Genomic DNA, 17065 nt, shown 5'->3' on the forward strand with positions numbered 1-17065 from the left:
CCCTAGTTTTCTGCATATGTATAAGGTGGAGCTATCCTTATTGGAGTAATTGAAATCAAAGAGGAGAGCTCTTTTCTTTCGAAAATGTGTCAAGCGGTTGACACATGAAAGCGGTTGACATATAATCAGTCTGTAAATACGAAAGTGCTTTCATTTACATTAAATGTTCAACTAAGAGGAGCGTTCGATATGAGAAAGTCAAAGAGCATGTACTGGAAACTAAGTGCCTATTTCTTCTTTTTTTTCTTTACTTGGTCAGCAAGTTATTCATTGTTTTCCATCTGGCTAGGTCAAGAAATCAGTCTGAATGGTGCTGAAACAGGTGTTATCTTTACTGTAAACGCTATCTTTGCTCTATGTATGCAACCGCTTTACGGCTATATATCTGATAAAATCGGCTTAAAGAAGCATATTTTATTTCTAATCAGCTCTTTACTTTTATTTGTTGGTCCTTTTTATATCTTTATCTATGGGCCGTTACTTCAATACAATGTGTTTCTCGGCGCCATTGTAGGCGGGTTATACTTGGGTATTGCTTTTTTAGCGGGGATCGGAGCTATCGAATCTTATGTAGAGAAAATCAGCCGAAAATATGACTTTGAATACGGGAAATCTCGCATGTGGGGCTCGCTAGGTTGGGCAGCAGCAACATTTTTCGCTGGTCAGCTCTTCAATATCAACCCTAACATTAACTTCTGGATTGCATCAGTATCTGCTGTCATTCTGTTTATCATTATGATGACAATTAAAGTTGAAATGACAGAATCTGAGCTGGAGCGAGCAGAATCTGTTAACTTTAAGCAAATCGGCTATTTGTTTGCAAATAAGCATTTGTGGTTCTTCATTTTATATGTTCTTGGTGTTACCTGTATTTACAATGTGTATGATCAGCAGTTTCCAAATTACTTTTCATCGACGTTCTCCACGGTTGCTTTAGGCAATCAAGTTTACGGTTATTTAAATTCTCTACAAGTATTCCTGGAAGCAGGCATGATGTTCTTAGCGCCTTTCATTGTCAACAAAATTGGAGCGAAAAAGGGTCTGATATTGGCAGGCTTCTTGATGGCGTTCCGGATCATGGGTTCAGGCTTAGTTATAGGACCTTACGGTATCTCAGCTATGAAATTGATTCATGCATTGGAACTGCCAATCATGCTGATCTCCGTATTTAAGTACTTGGCTGCTAATTTCGATACGCGGCTGTCCTCGATTTTGTATCTGGTGGGATACCAGTTTACGAGTCAGGTAGGAGCTTCGATCTTCTCGCCAATCGCCGGTATGTCTTATGACATTAGAGGCTTTGCAAATACGTACGTAATTATGGGTGTTTTCGTATTTGTCTTTGCAACCATCTCAATCTTTACCTTAAAGAAAGAACCGAAAAAGCTAGATCCCAAGCCTAACAAGCATATTAAAACAGCATAGGAGGAAGACAAATGAACAGCACATATATTAACAATACGAAGCAAGCTGAGGAAGCATTAAAACAGGCAGAAGCGAAAATGAACAAGCGGTACCGATTAGGTTATCACATTATGGCACCAGCAAACTGGATTAACGACCCCAATGGATTAATTCAATTTAAAGGTGAATATCACGCCTTCTATCAGCATCATCCTTATGATGAGAATTGGGGTCCAATGCATTGGGGTCACGTGAAGAGTAAAGACCTTGTCCATTGGGAGCATTGTCCGATTGCATTAGCACCAGGAGATGCGTGTGATCTTGATGGCTGCTTTTCAGGAAGCGCAGTAGATAATAACGGGGAACTGACACTGATCTATACTGGCCATCATTATATTGATCAACCCAATAATATCTTTTTCCAAAATCAAAATGTGGCAGTAAGCACAGATGGCATTCATTTTACAAAATTAGCGCAGAATCCCGTAATCGCTGAACCTCCGACAGATAGCTCCCAGCATTTCCGTGATCCGAAGGTATGGAAGCATGAGGATACATGGTACATGATCCTAGGTAACAGCACGAAAGAAGATCTGCCGCGTGTTATTTTATATACATCTCCTGATCTTAGAACTTGGACCTATCATGGTGTGCTTTTGCAGGGAGATAAGAATATGGGCTTCATGTGGGAGTGCCCTGATTTCTTTGAACTGAACGGTAAGCATATATTCATGTTCTCCCCACAAGGTATCGATGCACAAGGAGATAAGTACAATAACTTGTTCCAGACGGGATACTATGTTGGCGAATATAATTATGATAGTAATGAATATCAGCATGGAGAGTTCATCGAGTTGGATAACGGTCATGACTTCTATGCGGTTCAAACTTTTCTAGATGATCAAGGTCGCCGCATTGCGATTGGTTGGATGGATATGTGGGAATCGGATATGCCGACAAAAGCAGACGGCTGGTCCGGAGCGCTGACGATCCCACGTGTAATTACGTTGGGCGCCAATAATAAATTGCTGATGAATCCAGTAGAGGAAATGAAGTTGCTTCGTCAAAGCGAACATGTTTTGTGCCAATCTAGCACTATTTGTGGTAGTTACTTGGCGGAAGTTGAAGCGGATCTGCTTGAAGTGAAGGTCGTGTTCGACCTGACAAAGTCAAGTGCAGACCTGGTAAGCTTGAAGCTTTGCGGAACAGGTGAAGAGGAGACAGTTATTACTTATTCTATCCTGGGTCAGAAACTTATGCTTGATTGCTCTATATCAGGCAAGAAAACGGATGGAGTACGTCAAACAACCTTAAATGCAGAGGGACAGTTGACGTTGCATGTATATCTGGATCGCTCATCTATTGAAATATTTGCGAATGAAGGGGAAGCTACGATGACCAGTCGTATCTATCTAAGTGAAAAACTGCTAGGCATAGAACTCGTATCGGAGGGCGGAGAGGCTATAATAAATGAATTGACATACTGGAAATTGAAAGATATCTGGCAAACTGAATAACTCGATGAAAAAGGTTGCTTTCTGAGTCGTTGAATGACTTAGAAAGCAACCTTTTCACGATGCAGTACCGAACTAAAGTTGCTTCAGTTAGCTAATTCTACAGTTTACTTCAGATAGGTTCCCGTTTCTCCAATTCCGCCTCTGCCATTCAATACATACACCCTTGCATTTCCTTTACCGGAGCATGTCAGGGTAAACTTGCCATCGGTAACAGTTTTGGAATCACCAGTCACTGCATCCACATAGGTTCCGTTGGGAATGCCGGTAAACGTGGCGTTGCCCGAAATCGTGACCAATGCAAAGCTGTCAATGCCTTTGTCGCTGTCGGTATATCTTCTCTTAAACGCCAGATCGCCCGACACATTCTCTGTGGAATACTGGCCTTTTTGCAAGGCGGGAACAGCTCTTCTGATTAAATTAAGCTGTCTGATATGTTTCGCCAGAGGATGGTTGAGCGATTCCGCAAGTGTTCCGGTAGCATGGGTGTATTTGCCGTAATCTTGTACCGTAAGATTGCCTTCTATGTGATCGCCGTAATAAGCCCGTCCCGTTTTGCTTAGTGGTGCGTTTGGACCCGGATCAATGACAGCCCCTTTTTGAAATTCGATTTCGGAACCATAGAAAATAGCGGGTATTCCGCGGAAGGTGAACATCAGATCGAGATTTTCAGCCCAAGTATCTTGTGTACCCGCGAATCTTTGATTTTCTGGAGCCTGGTCAGGCGCATAGTCATGTGAGTCGACATAGGTTACATTCCACGTAGCATCATTATAGTATTGGTCGCCACTTCTCATATTGAATGCTTCATGAGCGCTCTTGAATGCCCAATGCATTGGGAAATCAATCACATCCATACCCGATTTCATCGAATAGTCAGGCTTATGATAGGTATTTCCGTTTAAGAAAGCATTGTTTGAGGTTGGCTGTCCTGCTGTAGTAGAGTTGTCCGCCCACTCTTTTTCAACTGACGCTTTATTGGAAGCGTAGTCATTTTTCCCATCGCCCGGATACGATTTCGAGCTTTTCCAAGTATAGAATGGCGTCGAAATTGCTGGAATGCCACTGTTCCAGACATCTCTGTACCGGGTGGCTACTTCTCCAAAAATATAGAAATCCGAGCCGCCTCTTGTCTTCCAAGCAGGAATATAGTATTTATTGAAAATATACCGGCTCACATGCTTGACCGTATCGACACGGAAAGCGTCCACACCCATGTCAATATAGTGATTGTAGGTATCAATTAAATATTTGTTAACTACAGGGTTCTCCGTGTTCAAATCCACGCAATCTCCCGCTATCTGTCCGGTTTGAACTGTATAGGATTCCCAGGAAAGACTTTTCTCCGTATGGTAAATGTTTTTATTCGTTCCCTCGTTCTTCATTAAATCGAGCCTTGCCTGATATTGCTGATCAGGCGTCAAAGTATCATAGTTTGACGGCAGCTTATCTGTAGTTTTCACCAAGTTATTAGCAGTATCCGGTTTAGCCGGATCTTTCTTAAACATGGGGTACAAATTCTCTTCACCAAAATTACCAGTATGATTGACGACGATGTCCTGAATAACCTTCAGCCCTTTAGCATGGGCCGCATTGATCAAATCCTGATAAGAAGCTCCTGCCGACTCATATCTAGGGTCTACTTTGGAAAAGTTTATTGCATGGTAACCATGGTAATCATAACCGCTGGCATTCTGCACAACAGGTGTAATCCAGATGGCGCTGAACCCGAGGGCTTTGATATAGTCGAGCTTTTGAATCAGCCCCTTAAAGTCTCCTCTCCAAGCCGGGTCCGAATCGGGATTACGCGCCTTGGCATCATCCCATGCATGTACATTGTTGCTTGGGTCACCATCATAGAACCGGGAAGTGATTACGAAGTAAATAGTGTCTTCCCGAAAATCGCCCTTATCCCCAATATTATAAACAAAGCTTTGTTTGGTTTGATTTCCAGCACCGTCTATAACGAGAAATTTTAATGTCGTGGTCTTGGAGATAAGGATGGAGGGTCCGGTCAATCCAGCAAGAGCATTGCCAAGGACATAAACTTTTGAACTTATGGTTGGTTCCGTACCATCTTCCGTATAGTATGCTTTGGTCGTAGCTGCCTTGTTATCTTTGATCGTGAAGGATACAGTCACGGAGGAATCGGAATGCTCAGCAGGCAAATTCGCTGTGATTGTGGGAGCTTGCAGATCTGTATTCAGGTCAATCACATAATCGAAAGAGGATATATTTCCAGTTTGACCGCTAGAATTGACGCCGAAAGCCTTAATGGTCAAAGAAGAAGCAACTTTAATTGGAGAGGTATACATGGTCGAGGATGTCGTAGGTGTCGAACCGTCTAGCGTATAGTAAATCTTATCGTCACGGTTGGTACTGGACAGCGTCACCGTTTGGGACGAATCGTATGTTTTGGGTACAGGAGAGGCAGAAATCGCTGGAATTTTAGGCATCTCCGGGTTGGCATCATACCATGTGTTATCTGTGTAATACCAGCCCTCTTTCACACTGCGAGACAAGTCGGCCGTCTGTTTACCGCTGCCGTCATTAAAAATGAGACTTGAGCCCATAGCCCCGGCGATGGTGTAACTGTACCAGTCGTTTCCATCCGACTTCATCAAAATTCCCGGCCACGCCCCGCTTATTGGCACAGTTGCCGGATTCAGATTCCAGTAATGGATTCGAATCGCTGAATTCCAGCTTGAAGGCTTCTTAAAGTGAACCGTTAACCCAGTTTGAGTGGAATTAACTGTTGTGGTAGGTGCATATGTAGCGGTAACGGTAGAAGTGATCGAAGGGGTGGTCGATGGAAGAGCAGTCGCTGTGGTATTCGTGTAGGTGGCCGTATAATTGTTGTTACTCGAAGCTACACTGGGTAAACCGAAGAAGTTGAAGCAAAGCGATACAATAATCAACCAAGAAATAAAACTCCCCGTTTTTTTTCTTAGCAAGTTAACAACCTCCTGATAATTTTAGTAGGATAGATAATGCAATCGGTTGCATAGAAAAACAAAAAAAGAAAGGCATTTATTTTAATAGAATGGATTCATTGATCGCCTCCTCCGTTGTATATTTGGAAAACAATCATTGTACACGCTTACAAAATAAACGATGAGAACAGCGCATTCAGACAGGCTCTATACCAATGATTTTTCCTTTTATGATTATATCAACCATACTTTTACTGGTCAATGCTTCGCTAGGGACATATATTTCAATCCTAAGATAGCCTGTTCATCAATGAAGCCAATGTCCGAAAAGCTTATAAATTTATCTTGAATATAAATGTTGACAAGTTGTTAAATAAATGAAGTCATCTCATTGAGTGCAATCGAATGCAAATGATTGCCCCATATGAAAGCGAATACATATTGTTTTACTCTCTTTTGTTTACTCCTAATCTCTTAAGAGAGGTTGGTTGTAAAATAAAATTAAAAAAGGAGTGTTTAGCATGAGGAGAGAAGACAAGCCCCGTTTTGAGATGTACCTGGAGTATTGTTCTCTTTGTCGTATTGTTGTTACAAACGATTGGGTTTACTCCCGAAGCACAGGCGAATGCTGATGTTCAGCAGTTAGGCGATTCAGACTCGAAGCTAACAGCTGCCACAAACTACGAACTTCCGGAAAGGACGAAGGATGGTCTTATTTTTCATGCGTGGAACTGGTCTTTTGCTAACTTCACCAATCCAAGCCAACAAGGAAGGGGTGACAGAAGGCAGCAAGTGGTGGATTTTGTACCAACCTATCAACTTTAATATCGGCAACTCTCAATTGGGAAGCAGGGAGGATTTCAAACAGCTTTGCCAGGAAGCGCATAAATACGGTATAAGTGTTATCGTTGATGTTGTCGCTAATCATACGGGGAATGCGGGCGGTGGAAATCAGCAGTATCAGCCGGCGCATAATGTTGATCTGGTGATCAAGAATAACCGCTATTTCTGGCATGAGGCCAGAGGTGTGGAAAACTGGAATGACCGTTGGCAAGTCACGCAGTGGGGAATTGGTCTGTCCGACCTCAACATGTCTAATCAGGAATTGTAAGATATCATTATCGGCTTCCTGAATGACGCCATTTCCTTGGGCGCCGACGGCTTCAGATTTGACGCCGCTAAGCATATTGAGCTGCCTAACGATCCCGGGGGCTACAACTTCTGGCCCCGGGTACTGGGCTCGTTGAACAATAAAGACAAACTGTTTAATTACGGGGAAGTGCTTCAAGGCGGAGCTGACAACTTTGCTGGCTATGCCAATTACCTCAGTTTGAGCGCCTCCAGCTATGGGGGGAGTGTCAGATTTGCAATTGGATATTGTCTCAGGATGTCGGCAGCCATGAACGCTCGTTTAACAGATCGAATTAAAATCGCTCCAGGCTTCTGGACTAGCCTGAGAGAAATCGGATAGAACCCATTGACGTTGCGCGCCAATGAATCTTCCGATAACCATAATTAACGGACCGATCGTACCGTCCGCTCAATATTATACCATTTGGCAAGCTTATTACGAACAATCCGGACGTCGCTGCGGGAATCGTCAAACTTGCGACAGCGTAAGAGACGGCACAGTATCCGTCAGCCGTCTTGGCGACCTTTCACGCTCGCGACTTCCGTGACGTGCTTAACTGAATGGCGCGCTATAAGCAAATGTGCCCTCCCGTCTATTAGTTATTGAACTAACTGGAATCGTTAGTTGAACAACACAGCAGCAGTCTATGACTTTATTTTCTCGTTCATGGCTGCTGCCGTATGAAATGTTGGGGGCAGTCTAAAACTTAATTTTCTTTGGACATGATCCATACCGTAAACGCCGCCTTCATCGAGGTCACCGGATATTCGACAAAACTCCCAACATACTGAGCTCATTTTGGAAAAAACCTTACAAGAGAGCGTTTCCATTATTGACGTTGGATTGCTTAAAAAACCATCCCAGCAGGTCCAGCAACCGCGTAGGAGCATCGAAGGTTAGGATACTCCATGTTTTGTAATGCTGTCCCGAATTTCTAACTGATGCGATATGGACCAGTGGACAGCTGCTAATTCTTCTCCTCTAATAAGCTTAATGAGATTGCGGGCGGCGACCATGCCAAGTTCAGATGCTGAATATCGGACAGTTGATAATTTAGGCCGGATTATTGTAGCCATATCAATGTCATCAAATCCCAAGAAGGAGACCTGTTCAGGTATTTTCACCCCATTCTCGGCCAGAAAGTTCATAGCACCTATGGCAATTCGGTCCGTTGCGCAGAACACCGCACTAGGCAATGGACCTGAATGATAAAGCTTTCTCATAGAGGTTATGCCGTCTTCAACTGAATAGCCGCTTTCCAATACACGTTCGGGACTTACTGGCAGGTGAGCGGCCTTTAATGCCTGTTCATAGCCCAAAAAACGCTGATTGCCCACTGAAATATCCCCCGCTGGCCCCTGCAGCATCGCGATATCCTGATGCCCCTGCTGAATTAAATAAGTTACCGCTTCAAAAGCAGCCGTTATGTTGTCAACATGCACGGAAGGAATGGATTGGTCTCGAAAATCGCGTCCGATAAGGATACAGGGAATTCCCGCCGCTTCAATGAGCGCGAATAGCGTATCCCGGATTTCGCTTACCGATATAATAATTCCGCTCGCCTGCATTTCACGGAACATATTGTAATAGTGTATTTCAGAGTCCTCGTCCCCCCCTGACAAGGCGATTATGACATCGAAGCCGTATAGATGCGCTACTTGATTGATGCCTTCAACCATGTCATCAAAGACGTTGTTTTTAATTGCGGGCAGAAGTACTCCAATCAGAGATGTATTATTCTTTACCAGTGTCCGTGCTATGGCATTTGGACGGAATTGAGTGGCTTCAAGGACATCCTGAACCCGTTTGCGTATTTCGCTGTTCACCGTCTGGCTGTTATTGATTACTCTGGAAACCGTTGAAATGGAGACGTTGGCCATTCGAGCCACATCTTTTATAGTCATTTTCATTGTACACACCGACTTTCAAGCAAGTATTTATTTAGAAATAAGTTCTCAAAGTGAATTGAATTTATTATATCAGTTTATTGAGTTTAACAAAGATTCCAGAGCAAAGAAAGCGCTTGACCTTGGTTTATTAGGGGAGTATAATCAACTTCGGAAAACGTTTTCTAGTATTTTTTGGACAAAAATAATTGTTTTTACCAATAATAAGCTGGATTAAAGGTATTTCAGCTTCTTTTTTTAATTATTGAGAAAACGTTTTCCTTATGGCCTTGGGTTGTAAAGAATAACAAGGGAAAAGGAGCATGAGCATGAGAAGTTCGAGCGATATTGTTGTAATGGGAAATGAGGCTTCAGTGCAAACCGGTACAAATATTACGCTGAAAGAAAAAATGGGCTATGGATTCGGTGATTTTGCCAGCCAGTTACTGTTTGCCGCCGCAATGACATTTCTATCCTACTTTTACACAGATGTAATCGGGATCAGCGCCGGGGTCATTGGTACTTTAATGCTAGTTGCACGCGTACTGGATGCGTTTATTGATGTTGCGATTGGGGCTTTGATCGATAAAACGAAGAGCAGACACGGGAAGGCCCGTCCTTGGTTACTATGGATGTCCGGGCCATTTGCGTTGTCTGGAATTCTCTTGTTCACGGTTCCAAGTGGAAATATGACAATCACTATTTTATACATTTACGTTACCTATCTGCTGATGAACTTTATCTATTCCAGTATTAATGTCCCTTATGGTGTGCTTAATTCCATGATAACGCAGGATTCATACCAGCGTTCTTTGCTCAATATTTTTCGTATGAGTCTGGCGAATATTGGTGCCTTGCTAATTAATTATTTCACCCTCCCGTTAGTGAAGTCGTTCGGCGGCGGTCAAAAAGGGTGGATTTTCACCTTTATTATATTTGGATTGCTCGGAACTTTCTTATTTCTCGTCACCTTCTTTAGTACCAAGGAAAGGGTCACTCCATCTGTTGTACAAAAGCCAATTCCGTTTGGACGCGCTTTTGGAGCGCTGATGCGTAATAAATATTGGAAATTGATTCTTGGGTTTGCTGTGGTCTATTTTATAAATAACGCACTGGGCACAGGTATGAATATTTACTACGCACGTTATGTGTTAAAAGACGCCAATCTGATTGGAGTGCTCGGCATATCCTTACTGCTTCCTTCCCTGTTTGGTTATATGCTATTGCCCCCCGTCGTTAAGCGGATCGGTAAACGGAATTCTTCTATTATAGGAAGTATCCTCTTGATTGTGGGATCGGTTGTCATTGCCGTCAGTCCCACAAGTCTTATGGCGGTCTGTCTGGGGCTCGTTATTAAAGCGCTTGGTCATGCGGCTATTCTCGGAACCTTCTTTGCCATGTTGGCAGATACCATTGAGTATGGCGAATGGAAGACAGGAATGCGTACCGAAGGACTGGTGTATAGTGCGGGTAGTTTCGGCACAAAAGCGGGAGGCGGTTTGGGAGCAGCAGTCATCGGCTGGGGACTGGCATTGGGAGGATATGCTGGTGGACAAGCAACAATCAGTGCCACTGCGCTAGCGTCTATTCATTTCATGTTTATCTACGTTCCAATTATCTTGGCTGTTCTGCAAATTTTGTTTCTGGCATTTTACAACCTAGATAAATTATTTCCGGGTATTGTCAAAGAACTTGAATACTTAAAAAACGCTGAATAATTACTTGGTAAATGAGGTAGCCCTTGAATGAACTCATCCTATTGTTGAAATACTGGCAGCAGGGCAGTTCAAGAGGGCTGCTTTTTTCATTGAAGTAATCTTCAGGGGTAGCGGCGGTAGCTGACGGCCTTTTTCTATATAGTCACAGACAAATCTGTCAGTTCAAAATACCATTCTAGGAAAGAGTTAAAGCTTTTCCATTGCGAATTCAATTTACCAGCAAAAAAATCCTCCATCTGCTGGCCCAATCCTAAGCCTATGACTTCGTCTGTGTTCTTATTATAAAAAAAGCCGAACTCCCCTTCAAAGTTATCCAACGGAATGTATTCTTCAGGCAGGTTTAAACCGACATGAGTTCTCTCCATGCCTAACATATAATCCGAAGAATTGATCATAAACCAACAAATCTGGTAGATTTCACGTCGTCTATTAATGAAAGTCGGCCCATCCTCTGCATGCAAATAAAACGCAGCAAAATCTGAACCCAAATCGATGCCTAACTTTACTAATGCGTGTTCATACTCCTCTGTAATGTCTTCAAACCACCAGTTTTTGCTTTTGCAATAATTGATCACTTTTTCCGATAGCATTTTGACTACTCCTCCGATATAAAATAAACTATCTAAAATTATCTCCCTCAGTATATCATATCCCTTTCCATATCGTTCTTCGTGCCTTGCCAAATCAGCAATGAAAGCTTGCAAGCATCAAGAGATAGGGCTAACGCCGATTACGAGTTTATATATTCGGCACCCAGCTATGTTGGATAAGTGGAAACTGAGGTCATCGTTTCAGTGCCTGCTGTGGAATACTGGACTTTCGATGAATATGATGCATGGATGAACGCGGAGAAGAAGAACCTGAAGTCCATGACTGGTTCGTCATGGACTCCTTCCACTGGTTGGTTTATGTGGACAGAGGACAAGGCTTGACCCTATGCCGACAATGGATATGAACATGGGTTGAGTACACAGAGAATCTATTCCGCTACTCTGGACAATCTTGGGATGAAGCAACAGGTCTTCAGTATCGCTAACCATTCCTTCTGTTTTACCAAGGCACAACTCCATGATCGTCAAAAAAGCCACCAGTTGGACCGTCACTATTTATTGTGGCAAGCTTCACTACAATGGAGGCTGCTTGTTCGACCGAACGATAGCCACTATTACCATTTAAATCGGTAGCTGTAAATCCAGGGCAAACTGAGTTGATTTTAACAGGAGAATCGCTTAATTCTTTAGCAAAGAAAACGGTTAAAGCATTTACAGCCGTTTTGGAACTATTGTAGGCGAGCGAATTCACATTATAAAATTCCGACGTTGGGTCTGAATTCAAGGTTAAGGAACCTAATCCGCTGGATAGATTAACGATTCTTCCGGAAGAAGAGTTTCGGAGCAATGGAAGCATTGCTTTAGTAGTAGAAAATACGCCGAAAACGTTTGTCTCATAAGTACTCTTCAGAACGGACAGTTCCAATTCACTCGGAGGTATGTCGCCTTCTAAAAACACGCCTGCATTATTAATCAAGATATCAAGCAATCCGTATTCTTCCTTGATCCATTCCACTGCGGAGAGAACAGAGCTTGTGTTTGTGACATCAAGAACCACTGTTTTAGCTTTAATTTTCTCCGTTTCCAATAATGTTACGGCCTCATGCCCTTTTTTTTCGCTTCTTGCTCCTATTAAAATCTCATACCCCATGTTTCCCAATTGTCTTGCTGTCTCAAAACCAATACCTTTGTTTCCACCTGTAATTAATACGATCTTGGACTTATACATAAAATTACCTCCCTAATCTATTTTCTAAAACCTGTACTTACAAAAATGTATTAAATTCTTATCTTTTTCATGACTATTTCTCATCTAATCACAATATGAACTCCTTTCATTTTTGATATAATTAATATAGTGAAAATGATTGATACTTGTAAGTACGCACATTTTTGTAACTTAATGAAAGGAGTGGCGATATGGGATATGGATTAAAAGGATATGGCGATTGCAGTGAAGAGGTTATAAGAGCCTGCCCTGTTGAAATGGCTTTGCATATGATAGGAGGAAAATGGAAGGGAATCATTATCGACATTTTATCCGAAAAATCGGTCAGATTTAATGAACTTAGACGATTAATACCAGGGATTTCACAACGAATGCTGACTTTACAGCTCAGGGAACTCGAGGCGGATGGAATTGTGAAGAGGGTGGTAGATGACACTGTGCCACCCAAAGTAGAATACTTCCTAACTGAACAAGGAAATAAATTGTCGAGTATTATCGATTCTATAAGAGTATGGGGAAAAGAGTTTCTCTCCTAAGTCTGCGATCGGGAAGTCTTAGTGGATAGCCGTATGCTTACTCTCTGCTTATAGATATGACGAACAAAGAAAAATCTCTTTGAAGCTGCTGACTTATATCCATTTCGATATATGAGGACGAATTAATATGTAGGTTTTCTTGACTATTTAGTCTTGAAAAAATATAATGAGGATGAAAGGAGGATGAAGTTGGGAAGAAACAAAGAATTTGATACGACAGAAGTACTTCATAAAGCTATGGAAGTATTCGGACATTACGGCTATGAAGGAGCCTCACTGCCTCAACTACTGAAGGGACTCGGCATTGCCCGGCAAAGCTTATACGACACGTATGGTACGAAGAGAGACTTGTTTGTCCTTGCTCTGAAGCATTACGTTAATGAGAAGAGTAACGCAGTCATGAAGTATTTAGCAACCTCTGAATCTGCAAAGCAGGGGATAGCTTATGTATTTCATGAAGCAGCAAAGGTATTAAAGGATAAGAACCGGCAAAAGGAATGTTTTATTATTTTTTCAGCTATTGATCAGATGCCTCATGACATGGAGATCAAAGCTTTTTTATTAAAAGATTTAGATACACTGGAAGAAGCCTTTTTTGAAACTCTGGTTCGAGGTCAGGAGAATGGAGAAATCTCGAGTGACCGAGACCTTCGAGCTTTGGCACGTTACTTGAATTTTGCAAGATACTCCTTGACCCAATTGGCCAAAATGACGAGTGACCCCAAGGTTATGGATGATTACGTCGCGGTAAGTTTATCTGTATTGGATTAATAATGGAGCTTTATCATGGCTTCATTATTATTTTTCGAATTTCCAGACTGAACAGTCCGATTTCGATATTTTTTTGCTTATTTTGGACTGAATGATCTATTAAAAAGGAGAGATGGATATGACAAGTGGAAATTTTCCTGAAGCCCAGGCAACCGAAATTCTAAAGGTGTTTCAAAGCAGTTTAGTAAAACAGGATCTTGAAAGATGGTTAACGCTATTTCGAGAAGATGCCGTCGTTGAGTTTCCTTATGCTCCAGAGGGTTATACTCAAAGACTGGTCGGTATTGAAGAAATTCGTAATTACATTATTGAGCTGTTCAAGCAAATGAATATCCTCTCTTTCTCATCTCCAGACCTGTTTGTATCTAAAGATAAATTGGTTGCTGAGTATACATGCGATGCTGTAATGACAGGAACAGAAAAAACGTATCGGCAGCGGTATATTTCCATGTTTCACTTAAAGGATGGGAAGATAACACTTTTTAAGGATTATTGGAATCCAACGGTCTTACTTGAAGTCGCACAAGGCTAGATTTTTAAACTTACAATTAAAAGGAGATAAAACAAAATGATGAATCAACAAAAGATACTTATTACAGGCGGAACAGGAAAGACAGGGATAAGAATTGCAGAAAGGCTGAATCAGCAGGGATATTCCTACACCATTACCATGAGGAATAAAGAAGCCATTACAACCCCTCAAAATCAAGTCTATTTCAACTGGTACGATAGTTCGACTTTTCTCCCTGTCCTGTATAATATTGAACGAGTTTATTTGGTTGCACCCGTGGGCGACCCAGAACCCATTAAAGTAATGAAACCATTTATTGAAATGGCGTTAAAACAGGGAGTACGGCGGTTTGTACTTCTCAGCAGTGCATCCATTCCAGAGGAAGGTCCGGTATTTGGCCCTGTCCATCAATTACTGAAGAAATTGGTTCCAGAATGGACCGTGCTCAGGCCTTCTTATTTTATGCAAAATTTCACCGAAGGTCAGCATGCAGCAACCATCTCACAACAAAATTTGATTTTTAGCGCAGCAGGGCAAGGTAAAGTTGGCTTTGTAGCAGCTGAAGACATCGCTGAAGTCGCTTTAAGAGCACTTACTGATGAGGATGCACATAATACGGAGCATATGATTACGGGGCCGGATTCTCTTTCATATGATGATGTTAGTCTAATTATTAGTGAAGTAACGGGAAGAAAGGTTATACACAAATCAATATCAGATGATGAATTGACCCACAGCTGGTTAGCAGCAGGGATAAGCAAGGATTATGCAGAAATCATGACCAGACTCGACCGTAAAATTCGCGAGGAAGGGGCGGAAAATCTAAGTACGGATACTGTAATGAGGGTGACTGGGAAGGCACCTGTCTCTTTCCAACAATTTGCACAGAAACACGCAGACATCTGGATGCAAGAATCGATCAGTACTATAACATTTTAGCCAAACTCTAACAGTGTACATTACACAGCGGTAACGCTATCTGTGTTGGCTTAAAGTTTGAAGAGGCGTAAGAATCTCATTATATTACGGTTGATACTCAAGCATATTAGCTGCTGGCGAATCTGGCGTTCTTCAGATTTTTTCACTCATTATTTCACAACTTTGTGTCAAAAAAGAGGTAAGCTTTGTGTCACTGTACAATAAGTTTGTCCAAAATTTATCCGAGGAGAGTGAAGATTTTCAGGACGACCTACTGCAAAAGATTAGTGTACTCCTCCTTGACGGATAAGCAAATGGAGTTAGTTATTAGATCGCGATGGGTAAAAGAAAAAGAAGAAGCAGCCTCGACAGAGATACTCTGTGGGGGCTGCTTGATGACAACTGACGATACTTCATTAAGCTCCCTCGAAATGATTAATTTTTCTCACTCAAACTCTTGAATTCGCAGGATTTCACCTTTAGTTTAGCGCGAGATAAGAAGGGAACAGAGGAGCCGATAGCTTGGAACAACTGAAAGGGCGTGCAGGAACAGGGGTGCGGGATGAATCACCCAATTCACTCCATATTCTGCACGTCTCCATGTCGCTCCTAGCGATTTTCACTCCCATGTCTCAACGGGTCCAAGCCCTTTCGTTCCTTCGTTACATCTACTAAGGGGTGGAGGTCGGTTTTTCTAACGGAACGGGTCCGAGCCCTTTTGCGTAATGTCTCCCGATACTCCGTGCTTTTTGGAATCCTGCGAATGCATCAGCTGGTGAGAAAATGCCGGTTAAGCTGCTTGCGGAAAAACTTTGTTGGAGTCGTAAGCCTCGCTGCTCTTCGCCAGACTGACAAGGATTCGGGCTACTTTACCGCATAATTTCATAATAGATTTCATTTTCTTTAGCTTTTTCACGTCGACATTGTGGTGGTGCAGCGCTCTAACATCCGGATTGGTCATGACCATGCACATCGTCATGAGATAGAGGAAGCGTCGGAGACGAGGGCGCCCACGTTTGCTGAGCACCATCTTTCCACGCCATTTCCCAGAACTGGCTTCTGCTAGATTTAGCCCGGCATGGCGGAGTAAAGCATTGCCGTGTGCATAGCCGCTCAGATCACCGGCTTCACCTAGCACACCAGCTAAGCTCGTTGCATTTACGCCTTGAATGGCAAGCAACTTCTGAGCGTACGGAATACGCACCAGGATGTAGTGAAGCTCGTGCTCAATCTGCTCAAGCTGGCGCTGCGCCAAGTCGTATTCTTCGAGCAGCTGACCCAAGTGCAGTTTGTAGGCGTGCAGCGCCTGCGTGGCGCCAACACTGCGTTTAGCCAGGGCAATGAGCTGCTCGGCTCGATGAATGCCCGCATGGCGTTTCACGTATTGCTTCCAGCCGGCAATGACTTGTTCCGTCGTTAACTGGCTAATGTCCTTCGGGAGAGGAAACAGCCTTAACGTGGCTATGGCGCTGGTGCAGGTAAGGATTTTAAAGACGTGACGAAGTTCCGGAAAGACTATATCTACCCAGCGATGAATCTGGTTAACGGCGCTGTTTAGCCGTTTGGCAACTGTGTCGCGGTTGGCCATGAGAATCCGCAGCTCCTCGTAAGCTTCCGGGTTGAAGCGCACAGGGGAATAGTAACCGTTTTTGACCATATCCGCGATGACGAGCGCGTCTTTGCGGTCGCTTTTAGATGGCGTATTGTCGCGGTTTTCCTTGTTCTTTTTGACGAGATGGGGATTTACGAGAACAGCCTCAATGCCTTTGACCGAAAGCCAGCGAGCCAGGCTGAACCAGTAGTGACCGGTGGGTTCCATGCCGACGATGACTTTGCTCAGCGTGTACGACTTGAGCAGATCTTGAATCCAGCGGCCGAACAGCTGGAAACCCTCGTCATGGCTGCCGAACTCTAGCGGCGATCCTAAGGCAATTCCCCGAAAGCTAACCGCACGAGCGACGTG

General features: G+C 43.0%; 15 protein-coding genes. 10 read left to right on the forward strand and 5 right to left on the reverse strand.

Features of this window, described 5'->3' with window-relative positions:
- The first annotated feature begins 189 nt into the window (after nt 1-189).
- Entirely contained in the window at nt 190-1425 is a 1236-nt protein-coding gene (locus FKV70_RS25580) for an MFS transporter (protein WP_063212004.1), read from the forward strand.
- Nucleotides 1426-1436: 11 nt separating this feature from the next.
- Entirely contained in the window at nt 1437-2921 is a 1485-nt protein-coding gene (locus tag FKV70_RS25585) for a glycoside hydrolase family 32 protein (protein ID WP_142614953.1), read from the forward strand.
- A gap of 104 nt (nt 2922-3025) precedes the next feature.
- Here the strand turns inward: FKV70_RS25585 and FKV70_RS25590 are convergent, their stop codons facing one another.
- Complete coding sequence (locus FKV70_RS25590; protein ID WP_142614954.1) at nt 3026-5872, reverse strand: alpha-amylase family glycosyl hydrolase; 2847 nt, start codon at nt 5870-5872, stop codon at nt 3026-3028.
- A gap of 700 nt (nt 5873-6572) precedes the next feature.
- Between FKV70_RS25590 and FKV70_RS26825 the strand changes: the two genes are divergently transcribed.
- The 3 genes from FKV70_RS26825 to FKV70_RS25600 are packed head-to-tail and all read left to right on the forward strand — an operon-like array spanning nt 6573 to nt 7530.
- Nucleotides 6573-6962 carry an alpha-amylase family glycosyl hydrolase gene (locus FKV70_RS26825; protein ID WP_244310850.1) on the forward strand — a complete coding sequence of 130 codons (390 nt, stop codon included), beginning with the start codon at nt 6573-6575 and terminating at the stop codon, nt 6960-6962.
- Nucleotides 6963-6998: 36 nt separating this feature from the next.
- Complete coding sequence (locus tag FKV70_RS26830; protein ID WP_231116882.1) at nt 6999-7322, forward strand: alpha-amylase family protein; 324 nt, start codon at nt 6999-7001, stop codon at nt 7320-7322.
- Between the two features lie 22 nt (nt 7323-7344).
- The gene (locus tag FKV70_RS25600; protein ID WP_142614955.1) at nt 7345-7530 is read left to right on the forward strand and encodes a hypothetical protein; all 186 of its coding nucleotides are present in this window, start codon (nt 7345-7347) and stop codon (nt 7528-7530) included.
- Between the two features lie 349 nt (nt 7531-7879).
- On the opposite strand, the gene FKV70_RS25605 is transcribed toward FKV70_RS25600, so the two are convergent.
- Nucleotides 7880-8893, reverse strand: a complete 1014-nt coding sequence (locus FKV70_RS25605; protein WP_142614956.1) for a LacI family DNA-binding transcriptional regulator — start codon at nt 8891-8893, stop codon at nt 7880-7882.
- Between the two features lie 305 nt (nt 8894-9198).
- Here FKV70_RS25605 and FKV70_RS25610 point away from each other — a divergent pair, with 305 nt between their 5' ends.
- A complete protein-coding gene (locus FKV70_RS25610) occupies nt 9199-10587 on the forward strand; it encodes an MFS transporter (protein WP_142614957.1) in 1389 nt (462 codons plus the stop codon).
- A gap of 134 nt (nt 10588-10721) precedes the next feature.
- Here FKV70_RS25610 and FKV70_RS25615 read toward each other — a convergent pair whose 3' ends face one another.
- Both FKV70_RS25615 and FKV70_RS25620 read right to left on the reverse strand, forming a co-directional pair.
- Nucleotides 10722-11177, reverse strand: coding sequence for a hypothetical protein (locus tag FKV70_RS25615; protein WP_063212000.1), 456 nt, complete (start codon nt 11175-11177; stop codon nt 10722-10724).
- A gap of 460 nt (nt 11178-11637) precedes the next feature.
- On the reverse strand, nt 11638-12366 hold the full coding sequence (locus tag FKV70_RS25620) for an SDR family oxidoreductase (RefSeq protein WP_063211999.1): 729 nt from the start codon (nt 12364-12366) through the stop codon (nt 11638-11640).
- A 191-nt stretch (nt 12367-12557) separates the two neighbouring features.
- On the opposite strand from FKV70_RS25620, the gene FKV70_RS25625 reads away from it, so the two are divergent.
- The 4 genes from FKV70_RS25625 (at nt 12558) to FKV70_RS25640 (ending at nt 15123) form a co-directional block, all read left to right on the forward strand.
- On the forward strand, nt 12558-12902 hold the full coding sequence (locus tag FKV70_RS25625) for a winged helix-turn-helix transcriptional regulator (protein WP_044785920.1): 345 nt from the start codon (nt 12558-12560) through the stop codon (nt 12900-12902).
- A 189-nt stretch (nt 12903-13091) separates the two neighbouring features.
- Nucleotides 13092-13673, forward strand: coding sequence for a TetR/AcrR family transcriptional regulator (locus FKV70_RS25630; protein WP_063211998.1), 582 nt, complete (start codon nt 13092-13094; stop codon nt 13671-13673).
- A 118-nt stretch (nt 13674-13791) separates the two neighbouring features.
- Nucleotides 13792-14205: a nuclear transport factor 2 family protein gene (locus FKV70_RS25635; RefSeq protein WP_162305694.1), complete on the forward strand. Its 414-nt coding sequence runs from the start codon at nt 13792-13794 to the stop codon at nt 14203-14205.
- A 36-nt stretch (nt 14206-14241) separates the two neighbouring features.
- Nucleotides 14242-15123: an ergot alkaloid biosynthesis protein gene (locus FKV70_RS25640; protein ID WP_142614958.1), complete on the forward strand. Its 882-nt coding sequence runs from the start codon at nt 14242-14244 to the stop codon at nt 15121-15123.
- Nucleotides 15124-15892: 769 nt separating this feature from the next.
- On the opposite strand, the gene FKV70_RS25645 is transcribed toward FKV70_RS25640, so the two are convergent.
- Nucleotides 15893-17065, reverse strand: a 1173-nt coding sequence (locus tag FKV70_RS25645; RefSeq protein WP_244310852.1) for an IS110 family RNA-guided transposase, incomplete at its 5' end; no start/stop codon positions are given.

It is taken from the genome of Paenibacillus ottowii (assembly GCF_006874425.1).
GTDB classification, from domain to species: domain Bacteria; phylum Bacillota; class Bacilli; order Paenibacillales; family Paenibacillaceae; genus Paenibacillus; species Paenibacillus ottowii.

What these genes read in the sequence shown, in the direction of transcription:
- FKV70_RS25580 (WP_063212004.1), top strand. Translation starts at nt 190, where the DNA reads ATGAGAAAGTCAAAGAGCATGTACTGGAAACTAAGTGCCTATTTCTTC.
- FKV70_RS25585 (WP_142614953.1), top strand. Translation starts at nt 1,437, where the DNA reads ATGAACAGCACATATATTAACAATACGAAGCAAGCTGAGGAAGCATTA.
- FKV70_RS26825 (WP_244310850.1), top strand. Translation starts at nt 6,573, where the DNA reads ATGCGTGGAACTGGTCTTTTGCTAACTTCACCAATCCAAGCCAACAAG.
- FKV70_RS25600 (WP_142614955.1), top strand. Translation starts at nt 7,345, where the DNA reads ATGAATCTTCCGATAACCATAATTAACGGACCGATCGTACCGTCCGCT.
- FKV70_RS25605 (WP_142614956.1), bottom strand. Translation starts at nt 8,893, where the DNA reads ATGAAAATGACTATAAAAGATGTGGCTCGAATGGCCAACGTCTCCATT.
- FKV70_RS25610 (WP_142614957.1), top strand. Translation starts at nt 9,199, where the DNA reads ATGAGAAGTTCGAGCGATATTGTTGTAATGGGAAATGAGGCTTCAGTG.
- FKV70_RS25615 (WP_063212000.1), bottom strand. Translation starts at nt 11,177, where the DNA reads ATGCTATCGGAAAAAGTGATCAATTATTGCAAAAGCAAAAACTGGTGG.
- FKV70_RS25620 (WP_063211999.1), bottom strand. Translation starts at nt 12,366, where the DNA reads ATGTATAAGTCCAAGATCGTATTAATTACAGGTGGAAACAAAGGTATT.
- FKV70_RS25625 (WP_044785920.1), top strand. Translation starts at nt 12,558, where the DNA reads ATGGGATATGGATTAAAAGGATATGGCGATTGCAGTGAAGAGGTTATA.
- FKV70_RS25635 (WP_162305694.1), top strand. Translation starts at nt 13,792, where the DNA reads ATGACAAGTGGAAATTTTCCTGAAGCCCAGGCAACCGAAATTCTAAAG.
- FKV70_RS25640 (WP_142614958.1), top strand. Translation starts at nt 14,242, where the DNA reads ATGATGAATCAACAAAAGATACTTATTACAGGCGGAACAGGAAAGACA.